Here is a 13,449-nt window from a genome sequence, read left to right on the forward strand (position 1 = left end):
AATCATCAACCATCTGAAACAATTAACAAGGAATAGAAATCACAAATTCTGTACCTTCACCTACAGTCGAATTTACTTCCAGCATCCCAGAGTGTTTATCAACTACAATTTGTCTAGCGATCGCCAATCCCAAACCAGTACCTTTACCAACATTTTTGGTAGTAAATAAATGCTCAAATATTTTCACTTTCACATCATCACTAATACCTACCCCATTATCTTTAATCCGAATCCTCGCATAGTTTCCGTCACCTGATAACTCAGTTTCCACTAAAATTTGATTATTAATTTCCCCATAATCTCGCCCTTTATTGGATTCATCTAAAGCATCAATAGCATTACTCAAAATATTCATAAATACCTGATTTAACTGTCCAGCATAACATTTAATATTTGGCAGATTACCATATTCCTTAATTACTTGAATTTCTGGGCGCATCTGGTTGGCTTTTAAGCGATGCTTCAGAATCATCAATGTACTATCAATGCCATCGTGAATATTGCAAGCAACAGGGCGATCGGTATCCGCACGGGAGAAAGTTCTTAAACTCACGCTTAGGTCTTGAATCCGTCCCACAGCCTCCCGCATTGATCTAATTAATTTCGGCAAATCTTCTCGGATATAATCCAGTTCTATCGTTTCTATTTCATCTTTAATATCCTCATCAGGATCGGGATATTTTTGTTGGTATAAATCAATTAAACCTAACAAATCTTTAATATAATTAATCACCGGGGGAATATTGCACTTAATACAACCCACTGGATTGTTAATTTCGTGGGCAACACCTGCCACCAAATTTCCTAAAGCTGACATTTTTTCATTCTGTACCAGTTGCAGTTGCATAGTTTGTAGTTCCTGTAAAGTTTGCTCTAACTGCTGAGATTTTTCACGCAGTTTATTTTCAGCACGTCTGCGCGCATCAATATCAGTGCAAGTGCCCATCCATTCTTTAACACTGCCATCTTCTGCCAAAATAGGGACTCCTTGAACAGCAAAATAACGGTAAATACCATCAGCGCCACGAATGCGGTATTCGGTCTTATATAAACTCTTAGTTTCCACCGCTTTTTGCCACACTTTAGTAGTGTGAGGGAGATCATCAGGGTGCAAAGCGTTCAGCCATCCCCTTCCCTTGACTTCTTCCAGGGTTTGTCCAGTATATGCAATCCAGTGAACTGTATCTAGGTTTTCTCCTTCAGGACTAGCCAGCCAGATAATTTGAGATGTAGCAGTGGCTAAATAACGATAACGCGCTTCACTTAATTCTAGTTTTTCTACATATTGTTTCAATTGATGATTATAATTCTGTGATTCCTCATAAAGTCGCCCGTTTTCCAGAGAAATAGCAGCTTGAGAACAGAGAAATTTGAGCAACTCAACGCGATCGCTCGTAAAGGCTCCCACAGTTAAATTATTTTCCAAATACAAAATTCCCATCAACTTACCTTGATTGAGAATGGGGATACAGATAACACTTTTAGGATGGTTATTTTGGATATAGGTATCCGCATAAAACCTGGAATTTATTCTGGCATCTACCAGCACTAAAGGATTGCCAGTACGTTTGACATTATTAACTACACTAATCGGCAAATCTTGACTAGATTCTAGGGGTATTGATGGCAATATTCTAGGTGGATTTCCTGGTTCTAATATGGCAACCACATTAAATTTATTATCTTGTTTCAGCAGCAATACACACTTATTAGCACCAGCATTATTAATGACTATTTTTAACAAATTAGTAATCAGTTTATCTAATTCAATTTCACTAGAAATAGCTTGAGATGATTGCAGCAAAGTTGCTAAATCTAAGATTTCGGAAATGCTACTAGAAGTATTGGTGGAAGTCATCATACCCCTGGCAATAGTTTCCTCAAATAAATTAGTAGCACGAGGTCGTTGTAAAATCGGGGTCAGCAGTTTAGGATAGCATTTTTCTAAATCGGTAATTTTAGCTTTTGCACCCCATTTAGCATAACCATAATAGGCATCTTGCATATACCCAGCGGCAACTTTAGCTTTACCCCAATTTAGGTAAAATTTAGCCGCTAGTTCATTAGCTAAGGCTTCTTCTTGGATATACTTGTTCTCTTTGGCTCCGGTAATAGCGCGATCGTATAAATCAATAGCCTCGGCTTTTTCTCTCAATAATCGACATTTTTCGGCTGCTAACAAATCAACTTTATGCTGATGATTTGTGGGGGAAGACTCTGCCCATTCAGATAATTTTTCCTGATGAATTTTGACCATATCCAGACTATGCTGTTGGTCAATTTTTGAATTTGTGGAACATAAAGCCAAATAGGTTAAACCAGCATAGAAATGGAAAACCGGAATATAAATTGTCCCCCCTACTGCCATCAAATATTGGTCAGCTTGAGAAATATATTCCTCAGCATTATGATATTCACCAAACAGATAAGCAAGAATCAATTTATAAATATATACCACAGCCAGAGCCGTTAATTCATTATCATGATGATGCTTAGGAATCATCACTATTTCATTGTAGTCGTTCCCCTTCAATAAATCGGGTGAATCGACAATTTCCCTAAAATTATACACCATCTGCTTTTTAATCTTCAGGTAGGTCAGGGGAGAATCTTGTTTGGCTTTCTCTAAAACTACACAGTAATTATCAATTTCTGGTTCCCAATCATCTAGCCGCACTCCCGCGAAGAAATTATCATAAAAGTAGTTAAATATATTATAACCCGCATAGAGAATTTGACCAGTTTCTATGGCTGCCATATAACCATCTTTGAGGGTGGGAATGGCGGATATTAATGGTTCTTGACGATGCTGAAGAAAAGTCCCAAATAGCAGTAAGGTGAGGGATTTTAATTTTCGGACATTAAACTTATCCAGTAATATTAAGGCTACTCGCCCAAATTGATAACCTTTTTTTACCTCTCCTAAAAATGCAGAAAGTACCATACCATAAATTGCATAACCAATGGTTGATATAGGTGCATTACCAAACCTCAGAGATAGATTAACCATAGTGAACCCCAGCAAGGGTAGTATAGTAGGATTTCCTAAGAAAATGGGAGGAAACAAAATTCCTAAGATTTCCATAGCCGCCAAGGTTTCCGGATCTTCCATAACTGGCAAGTTCACTAAATCCTCAATTTTTTTACCTTCTAGTTGCTGAGAAATACTTTCTAATGTTTTCGCGGTTAAGGCTTCATCAGGTTGGGATGAAAACTCAACTCCTAGTTCTTTAAGTGCATTTTCCGCTACAGTGATCGCTTCTAACATCCGACTTTGAGCCGTTAGTGCATTGATTTGAATCTCGTAAATTTTAACCTTATCAAGGATATCTTTAGCAGATTTTATCACTATAGTTGACAGCTTTTCCATCCTCTCAAAATCAGCATTTAAGTAGGCGACTTCGGTAGCAGAAACATAAATATTTAAAGTTAATTTATACTGACTTTGCCAACAGTCAGCAGCCAGTAACTCTAGTCCTGTTTCGACAAAATTTCTCGCAGCCACATAAGCTGTAGAATTTCTGGCTTTTTGTGCTGCTGATAAGTTGAGTTTGGCTAAGGTTTCCCGTTCTTGGGTATCGGTTATTAAACCATGACCTAAATTCAAATGACCGACAATATCAAACAATTTTTCTTCTGCTTCTGTCGGTGATAAATTGTGCTGTAGTAATTGTCCAATTTGCAGATGAGTGGCTTGTTTTTGGTCGTCATGAATTAAAGAATAACTAGCTTGTTGAATGCGATCGTGCAAAAATCTATAGGTAGGATTAGCTGCACTATTCAAAACTTCTTGCTCTTCAGATTCAGCCAAAAATTTATAAACTTTAGTAGTCGGAATGATTAAACCTTCTTGTAGTGCTTTCCATAAAGCTACAGCCGTTACATTGGTTGGCTTCTGACTAACAATTGCTAAAGTATTAAAATCAAAATCTGCCCCAATACAGGCGGCTAACTTTAAAATATCTTGAGTATCTTTAGGCAATTTCTGTAATTGTAATGCCATGAACTCTACCACATCATCAGTGAGAGTTAAGGCTTGCACTTTAGCAATATCATATTGCCATCCTCCTTGACTGACTTCCGGTTTAAATGGTGACTTGGATGGCTCAAATACAATTAAATTTTCATCATGTAAAGCCTTGAGTAATTGGGTAGCAAAGAAAGGATTACCATGGGTTTTTTGATAAACCAACTTAGCTAAGGATTTAGCTATAGATAATTGACAATTCAGGGCATCTGCTACTAACTGATTTATATCTAATTCTGGCAGAGGTGACAAGGTAATTGTATTAACTGTGGCTCCAGTTTGGATGATCTCATTAACTGTTAAAATAAACGGATGTACTGGTGAAACTTCATGATCTCGATAGGCTCCTAAGATTAACAAATATCCTTGAGTCTCTTGCATTAGCATCTTGAGTAGGTTTAATGATGCTGAATCTGACCATTGCCAATCATCTAAAAATATCACTAGGGGATGTTCTTTATTAGTGAAAACTTGCAGGAATTTGTGAAACAGTAGATCAAAGCGATTTTGGGCAGCATTACCTGATAATTCTAGGGCGGGTGGTTGCGGACCAATGATATGTTCTAACTCAGGGATAACATCAATCAAAACTTGACCATTTTCTCCCACTGCTTCCAAAATATGGGTTTTCCAGGTTTGGATTTTAGAATCAGATTCTGATAAAATTTGACCCATTAAATCTCGGAATGCCTGCACAAAGGCAGCCAAAGGTATATGACGATTAAATTGGTCATATTTACCTTTAATAAAATAGCCTCTTTGTCTGACTATGGGTTTATGAACTTCGTTGATAACGGCAGTTTTACCAATTCCTGAAAAACCCGCCACTAGCATCATTTCAGTTTGATTCATATTGACTCTATCAAAGGCGGCTAATAGTTGCTGAACTTCCGCTTCTCGACCATAGAGTTTTTCGGGAATCATAAAGCGATCGCTTATGTCTTGTTGTGCGATCGCAAAGCTCTCAATATTACCTGTTTCTTGTAATTGATGTAAACATTGCTCTAAATCATATTTAATACCCAAGGCACTCTGATAGCGATCTTCCGCATTTTTCGCCATCAGTTTACTAACAATTTCTGAGATAACTATAGGAATATTTGGGTTGATTTCGTGAATTGGTCGGGGTTGTTTGGCAAGATGACAATGTACTAACTCCATCACATCTGACGATTTAAACGGCAGTTTTCCGGTCAGCAATTCATAGCAGGTAACTCCCAGGGAATAGAAATCGCTTCGATAATCTATCCCTCGATTCATCCGACCTGTTTGTTCTGGAGAAATATAGGATAATGTCCCCTCTAAAACATTGGGATTTTCAACTTCTGGCGCTTCCCAAGGTAGTAATGAAGAAATACTAAAATCAATTAATTTAACTTGTTTAGTATCTGGATTAATTAGAATATTAGCCGGTTTAATATCTTTGTGGATTACTCGATTTTGGTAAAGATAATTTAGAGTTTCCGCAATTTGAATAGCAATTTTCAGAACATCCTCCAAATTAAAATAGTGATATTTACTATGTTTATTTTGCGATGTTTCTAAATATTGGGATAGGGAAACTCCACCACCATCTTCCATAATTAAAGCATAGCTATTACCATATACCTCTAAATTTAAGGGTTTAACAATACTGGGAAAGTCGAGATTTTTGCCAATAGTATATTGATGGCGAAATTGGACAATTTCGTTAAAATTAGGGTATTCGTGTCGTAAAATTTTGATAACTACAGGTTGCTGATCACTACTACGAATACCTCTATAAACTAGGGTGCGACTCCCTGTATATAACTCTTCTGTGATTTGATAACCGGGTAAGTTGGCAATAATATTCATAACCTAACCTGAATGTCTCTGCTGTTTCTCTAGTTGTATGGTTGTATCAATAGTGAAATAGTGAAAATGGCGATCTATATCTATGCTGCTACTCAAAAAGGCGTGAAGCTATCTAACTGCATGGCAGGGTACTGACTTACGCGCTAGGTTCTCAGCTCGATTTTGGCGAGCCGTAATACTTTAATTATAACCATACCATCTCCTATAGCTGTTGGGTTTAGGCTGGTGGTGTAAATTAACCAAAACCAATCACAGCCTAAACTCCTAGGCACGATTTTAGCTTTTAGCCCGTCGCAGAAGGGTAAAGATTTGTTTCCGTAAAGGCTGAGGAAGCACAGAAATAGCCAACCCTGTCCAGGCTTTGGGTAGTGACGCTGATTGTCCGGCTACAATTAAGGCTCGTCCGGCTTGCGTTTCGCCTGTTTCTACCAGTCGCAACCCCAATAAAAGTTGAGATTCAGATAGGCGCGATCGCCTAATTTTTTCCAGCTTTTCTGATGTAAATTGGAAATTTTCTAAATAGGTGATTTGATCTCGTAAATAAGGAATAGCCCGGTTTAACCCTTGTTGTTCAGCATGAACCCGATACTCCATCAACCTTTGGGGAAGATAATATCCCTGCTTTCCGGCTAAGGCGAGACGCACTAATAAATCATTATCTTCGCAGTTTTGAATATTTGGGCGCATATACCCCACATCAATTAAGGCTTGGCGACGACAGAGGGTAGCTCCTATTTGAAAACTTTGCTGAATAAATACTACTTCTAACAGATTTTTAACTATACCTTCTGGGAGTTCGCTGCGTCCCCATTTGACCGAGTTAATATCTGTGGCGGCTTGGTCTCGGTTATTGTTAATATCAATTATCCAGTGGTCAGTACCCACCAAATCAACGGTAGGGTTTTGGTCTAAAATTGCACTGGTTTTTTCGAGAAATTCAGGAGTCAGGCGATCGTCATCATCAAATTTAATAAAATAATCCCCCGTAGCTGCATCAAAACCCGATCGCATATTATTACTTTTGCCAATATTTTTCTGATGGCGAATATAGCGCAATCGCGGGTCTTCATAGCGAGACATAATCTCCACCGTCCCATCAGTTGAACCGTCATCACAGACAATTAACTCAAAATCCTGTTCCGTTTGGTCCAGAACACTGGCGATGGCGATCGGCAACAGGTGAACCCGGTTATAAGTAGGAATACAAACAGTAATTTTAGCCACAGAATTAGCTTAACTTTCACTCGACATTATCAAGTTTAATATGTCCTCGTCTTTTCCACTAGGGATTAATTAGTTCTATATCATAAAGACCAAATTCTTGTCGAATTTCCGGGGTTAATTTCCGGTAATCTAATAAACTGGCTTTCAAGTTCAGCAGTCTAACTTTCAGAGACATATTTTTCCGTTTTTCGATATTAACGACATCTTCAGAAGATAGATTTTCACGATTTCCTAAAATATAAATAGACCCAACAAAAGGAAGCGGCTCAAGGTGGGATCCTTTCGACTCTACAGCCCTCGCAAAATATCTATGACAATAGTAGAAATCATGAATATCTTGAGGAATTTGATTAGGGGATGTTATGGACTCAGGAATTCTTGCTAACGTGGCTTCTGACACATCATATAAATCACTTCTAATAATATGAGTTGTGCCACAATAATGATGGAATCCTTTACGCATTACCTTAATAACATTGCTATTATTATTATAGCAATAGCCTCTTTTAAAGAAGTAGCCATCAACTGATTTATTTTTGGCTACCAAATCAGCTAAACATCGGCTCACACAATCATCGCCATCAGCCAGCATAATGTGATCACATCCGATTTCCTTAGCCAAACGAACTCCGGCGATAATTTTATGCATTTTATCCACCCGTTTTTCGACTATTGTTGTCGGTACAGGTAAACCTAAATCCACGGTCAGGTATTGTAAATTAGGATGTTTAAACTTAATATTAGGCTGATCTTGACAAACTACAATCATCCGAAAATCAGGATGAGTCTGATTGCACATTGACTTAGCAGTTCTTTCAAATAAGAGAGAAAGATTATCCCAAGATTTAGATATCTTACGACTTTTAATCGGTACGACAAAACCCAACATCAACGATTAACCTCTTTCATATTTTTAACAATCAAAAAAATTCCACAATTTATCAGTTAACTAAGTGATAGCACGTTTGATTTTTTTCAGGGCTTTATCTTTGAAACGTCCGATTTTAGTAAATAAATCTGGTTCGGCAAAATTACTGGGTTTGGCGTTGGGTTGTTTCAGAAAACGATAATGCAGAAATACATCACGATGGGGAATATTAACATCTTCTCCTTTACTAACTCTGGCAAAATCAGCAGCGGCAAAATTCATGTAGTGGATGCGATGAATAGGTTTTAAGCCTTGCTCATTATACAAAACATTATCCTGGTTCACAAACGGATCAGCATCAGCACAGTTTCCGGTTCTATCTTGAGCGTTGGGACTGAGCGTATAGTTAAAAATAGAGTAGCCTCGCAGGGTTAAATAGCTAAATAAAAAAGCCTCTGATATACTATTTATCCACTCAATTTCTCGCTGTTCAATCAAACGCATTTTGATGTCAGCTACATCTTCGGGGGTAAATAAGCCCTTTTTAGAAGCAAAAAAACTTGCACAGTGCAACTTAGGTCTAATCTGGGATTCCGTCAACTCTCCTGTCGCCTCAATCCGAGGAATATCAAGAGCCGTTAATCTAGTTTTGGCGTGTTCCCAATCATCAAATACAAAATCATAGGTATCTAGTTTCAAAAATATATCATCTACCGGTTTCATGGCTAAAGTATCAGCATCATAAAGGACAAACTTATCAAAGTCTCCTTTAAAAGCCACCATTTTCCTCTGAAAACGCATCCTTGATTCAATGAGGCGAGCATCACTTTTTTCGGATGCTAGGGGATGGTTTAGCCACACTTCTTTAGCAAAATCTTCCCAGCGCTGAATCTCTTGTTGATCTTCATAAATGCTAACATTGGGGCGATCGCCAATTTCCTTTTGCACTTGCTCCATACGGTCATCATAGGGAATAATACAAACAGGTATATCTGGACTAACATTAACCTCTACGCTATTTAAAAAAGCTACCAGTTGATCAAAAACTACATCATTTGCTAAAGTATAAATACCACAAGATGCCATTGAGGTAACTCCTTAATCAGAACTAATTGGAATTAACAATTACCCAGTTAATTACCGAGATTTTCCCATCAACCCAAATGCCGATGAAAATTTTAATGATTTCTTCCACATTCCCCTATCCTCCTACCAAAGGAGGAACCCAAGTCCGTACCTTTAACTTACTCAAATTTTTGAGCCAGACACACCCTATTACTCTTGTAACACAACGCACCCCAGATGTCACTGATGATGACATTGAAGAACTCAGTCAGTGCGTAGATCGGCTCCAGGTATTTCCCAGAAGTGAACCCACAGAAGCAAACTGGGGTATTTTCGGCAAAATCTCTCGATTTGGCCAATTTCTAGTCAGTGGCAGCCCTCCCAATGTTAGATCAATCTACTCGGTTGATATGCAGGAGTGGATTGATCAAGTAGTTGAAGACCAAGGCTGTGATGTCATCACCTGCGAACATAGCATTAATGAGAGTTATGTGCGTCCCCAATGGAAAGACCGCTTAAAAACAGTCGTTAATGTCCACAGTTCAGTTTATGCAACCTGTCGGCAACAGCTAGAGACCCAAACGGCAGAGAAACCGCTACGCGATCGCCTTAACCTTCCCCTACTCTATCGTTATGAGCAACAATATTGTACTAAATTTTCCTCAATTGTTGCCACCACTCCAGAGGACGGCGAACAGATGCAAAACTTTAACCCCATAGCGAACGTCGAAATCATCCCAAATGGCGTAAACTTTGAGCAGTTTCCCTACCGAACTTTCGACCCAGGTGGACATAAACTCATCTTTGTCGGAGCCATGGACAACATCGCCAACATTGACGCAGCTAGATTTCTCGCCCTAGAGATATTACCCGAGATCCAAAAACGCGCTTCAGATACGACCTTATCTATCGTAGGATCTAGACCCGTACCAGAAGTGTTAGAACTAGCCTATTGTCCAAGAGTTAATGTAACAGGTCGTGTACCTTCAATGGCAGAATATTTACATCAAGCGACAGTCTGTGTAATCCCAATGCGAACCGGGTTCGGCATCAAAAACAAAACCCTAGAGACTATGGCTGCCGGAGTTCCCCTGGTAGCCAGCGATCGCGGTTTAGAAGGTTTAGCCGTCGATGGCGAAGGAGTCGAACTGCGGGCTTTACGAGCCAACACAGTTGAGGAATATGTCCAACAGATTGCCAGACTGTTTGAAAACGCTGATCTGAGACAAGAACTTTCTCAAAAAGCGCGATCGCTCATCGAAACTGAATATACTTGGGAACGAGCAGGTCAGCGCTATGAACAAGTCCTCATCGGTTGAAGGTGATCACCATAGAGTAGGGGAGTCAGTGGCAAAATATGAACAATAGACCAATCCGAGCTAATCGACCCATAGACAATAAATCCCAGGGGACTAATCAGAAACGCCAAGCCGGACCGCCCCGCCAGCAGAAACAACCATTACCACAGCAGCCCTCCAAGCAGCCCTTAGCCAAAAAGCCCAAGGTAGCTGGTAGGGGCGAGGGTGTAGGGGCAGGTTCTAGATCCGCCATTGGAAAAACCAGCCAACTAATATCACCCGCCCTAAGCCAGAAAAAACACAAGCCAACTGTCAGCAGCCGTCGGTCTCCAAACCCCCTATCAGTAGCACTAAAAAAGTGGTTAGCCGATAGTCTAGCCTTTAGCCTGCTATTTGGTGGTTCAGCCCTATTCAGCGTCAGCGCTTGGTTTAGTTACCAACTGATTCTCAATCCTGACGTAGGCATTTGGCTCAATCAATTTCTACCCGCAAGTACCCAAATTCCCCTACAACCAAATGATTACCTTTATAGCCTAGAGGAAATCCGAGAAGAACTAAAAGCGGTGGGTCGTTTTTTTGGCGAACCCCTACCCCTTCCTAATCGAGAAGTTTTAGGGGATATGAGCAATAGTGTGACCACAGCCAGGCTAGAGGAAAGGTTATTCGCCCAAAATCCCTATCTCAAACCTTGGCGCTCATTCCTGCTCCCCCATGAATCCCTCGTACAAGCACCCGTAGATCTGTTAATTCCAGTAATGCAGACCCGCGAATCTAGTACAACCACTCCCTGTCCCACAGGTTGTAAAGAAATTGTGGAACTGCGAGTTTATAAATCAGTACAAACGCCCTATCAAGCCGTAGGGACTCCTGAGTTATACCGCCTAGTTTATCAACTACCTGTTAACGGACCAGCAGAGTCTTTTGTACTGGCATCTTTGATTGGAACTCGTGCTAATCAGCAGGGCGGTAATAGACCACTGCCCTTAACTGATATTACCACCTTCAAAAATAAAGTTCCTGAATCAGGGGTATGGTTTAACCTATATGGAAACCGTCTGGTGGGGGATACCCAAGTTCCCTACGGACATATCATTCATTACAACCCCAAACATTATCATCTCAGTTCCATGTTGGAGTGGAAAAGTGCTGCTGGACAGCATCCTATCTGGGAAAACGTCACCGGGGGACCTTACCCAGAATTGTTAGTTGAACAAACCATGGGACTTGAGCCACAATTCAGCATTTATCAAGTCCGACCCCGTCGCTTTGTTCCTAACCCCATTGAGTTAGTTAGTATCTCCCTAGATCAAGAAGTTGTTGACCACTATGCCTATAGAAGAGCTATTAGACTAGCTCGCAGCGGTTTGTGGTCTCCGGCTTTAAGTTTGATGGAACCCCTCAAGAAAAATTCCGGTACTGGTGGCGATTATCCCCAAAACTGGCCAGCATTAGCGGAGGCACAACTGCAATTAATTCAGTTCCATGCCAGCATTACAGATGCTCAGGCCACCGCAGCTTGGGCAAGTCCTAGTCAAAAGGTACTCGCCGGACTCATTGATGGTCGTTGGAGTGAAGCCCTAAATGTGGTTCAAAGCTCCAGCCTTAATCAAACCGAACTGTTAAACCTCCTACAAGCTGACGGGGGAAGAATCAAAAACCGCATTCAAGCAGCCCTCCTGGAAAACCCAGAAGAACCTGATTTGCAAGCCTGGGGCGCTCTCATTTTAGTTGCCCAACAAGGAAGATCTGAAGCGATCGCATGGTTAGAAACCCAATCTCAAGCCTCCCCAGACAACAAAACCCGCATTCGCCAATTGTTAGATTAATCCATTGGCTCTGGTATCCGTGCGTCAGAGCAGCCAGATTCTCCCTTTCCCCATATTATTGATGTGTCTGACGCACCCTACGATAATGCGCTAAAATTCTCTTCGGGTTTTTTCGTAATTGTCAATCTGTGCCTTGCCAATCAATCCCGACACTGGTTTATTGGGATAAGGCAAGGCTTATCAAAAACCATTAGCGATAACCTCGAAATAATAGCTAAAAGAATACTATGTCTGATTCCCCAACCCCCGAAACCTCTTCAGAAGCCATCCCCAACTCCGGGTCAAAAACCCGCCAGTTACTAGGGATGAAAGGAGCCGCCCCCGGAGAAACCTCCATCTGGAAAATTCGCCTGCAACTGATGAAACCAATCACCTGGATTCCCCTAATTTGGGGTGTAGTCTGTGGTGCGGCTTCCTCTGGAGGCTATAGCTGGACACTAGAAGATATCCTCAAAGCAGCCGCCTGTATGCTGCTGTCGGGTCCTTTAATGGCAGGGTACACCCAAACCCTCAACGACTTCTACGATCGCGACCTAGATGCCATTAACGAGCCCTATCGCCCCATTCCCTCCGGTGCAATTTCCATCCCCCAAGTCGTATCCCAAATTCTGATTCTCCTAGGTGCGGGTATTGGTCTTGCCTATATCCTGGATATTTGGGCAGGTCATGAATTCCCCATGGTCACAGTTCTCTGTATTGGCGGCGCTTTCGTTTCCTATATCTACTCTGCGCCTCCCCTAAAACTCAAGAAAAACGGCTGGTTAGGCAACTATGCCCTCGGAGCTAGTTATATTGCCCTTCCCTGGTGGGCGGGTCATGCCCTGTTTGGAGAACTCAACCCCACTATTGTCGTACTCACCCTATTCTACAGCTTGGCGGGGCTAGGTATTGCCATTGTCAATGACTTTAAGAGTGTCGAAGGCGATCGCCAACTTGGCTTACAATCCCTCCCCGTTATGTTTGGCGTAACCACCGCCGCCTGGATCTGTGTATTAATGATCGACATTTTTCAAGCCGGAGTTGCCCTATACTTGATCAGCATTCAGCAAAACCTGTATGCCACCATCCTTTTATTACTCGTGATTCCACAAATTACCTTCCAAGATATGTATTTTCTTCGCAATCCCCTCGAAAATGATGTTAAATATCAGGCAAGCGCTCAACCTTTCCTGGTGTTAGGAATGTTAGTCGTGGGTTTAGCCCTAGGTCATGCAGTTTAGGGGGGAGCAATTGGTGCGTCAGATGAACCAGATTTTCCATTTCCCTATATCACTGATTTCTCTGACGCACCCTACAATCGTTTAT

7 protein-coding genes are annotated in these 13,449 nt (G+C 40.9%); 3 read left to right on the top strand and 4 right to left on the bottom strand.

Features of this window, described 5'->3' with window-relative positions; genetic code table 11:
- Positions 1-22: 22 nt before the first annotated feature.
- The 4 genes from B9T16_RS04400 to B9T16_RS04415 all read right to left on the bottom strand — a co-directional run bounded on the left by B9T16_RS04400 (position 23) and on the right by B9T16_RS04415 (position 9,041).
- On the bottom strand, positions 23-5,863 hold the full coding sequence (locus B9T16_RS04400) for an AAA family ATPase (protein WP_410244186.1): 5,841 nt from the start codon (positions 5,861-5,863) through the stop codon (positions 23-25).
- 276 nt (positions 5,864-6,139) lie between these two features.
- Positions 6,140-7,087 (bottom strand): glycosyltransferase family 2 protein, encoded by a 948-nt coding sequence (locus tag B9T16_RS04405; RefSeq protein ID WP_410244187.1) that lies wholly within the window; start codon positions 7,085-7,087, stop codon positions 6,140-6,142.
- Positions 7,088-7,145: 58 nt separating this feature from the next.
- Positions 7,146-7,976, bottom strand: a complete 831-nt coding sequence (locus B9T16_RS04410; protein ID WP_410244188.1) for a glycosyltransferase family 2 protein — start codon at positions 7,974-7,976, stop codon at positions 7,146-7,148.
- Between the two features lie 60 nt (positions 7,977-8,036).
- On the bottom strand, positions 8,037-9,041 hold the full coding sequence (locus B9T16_RS04415) for an Npun_R2821/Npun_R2822 family protein (protein WP_410244189.1): 1,005 nt from the start codon (positions 9,039-9,041) through the stop codon (positions 8,037-8,039).
- An 83-nt stretch (positions 9,042-9,124) separates the two neighbouring features.
- Here B9T16_RS04415 and B9T16_RS04420 point away from each other — a divergent pair, with 83 nt between their 5' ends.
- The 3 genes from B9T16_RS04420 (at position 9,125) to chlG (ending at position 13,364) form a co-directional block, all read left to right on the top strand.
- Positions 9,125-10,339 (top strand): glycosyltransferase family 4 protein, encoded by a 1,215-nt coding sequence (locus tag B9T16_RS04420; RefSeq protein WP_317271392.1) that lies wholly within the window; start codon positions 9,125-9,127, stop codon positions 10,337-10,339.
- A gap of 38 nt (positions 10,340-10,377) precedes the next feature.
- A complete protein-coding gene (locus B9T16_RS04425; protein WP_410244190.1) occupies positions 10,378-12,144 on the top strand; it encodes a hypothetical protein in 1,767 nt (588 codons plus the stop codon).
- A 227-nt stretch (positions 12,145-12,371) separates the two neighbouring features.
- Complete coding sequence (gene chlG, locus B9T16_RS04430; RefSeq protein WP_006619293.1) at positions 12,372-13,364, top strand: chlorophyll synthase ChlG; 993 nt, start codon at positions 12,372-12,374, stop codon at positions 13,362-13,364.
- The last annotated feature ends 85 nt before the right edge of the window (positions 13,365-13,449 follow it).

The sequence above is a fragment of the Arthrospira sp. PCC 8006 genome (assembly GCF_046480465.1).
Taxonomy (GTDB): Bacteria; Cyanobacteriota; Cyanobacteriia; order Cyanobacteriales; family Microcoleaceae; genus Limnospira; species Limnospira platensis.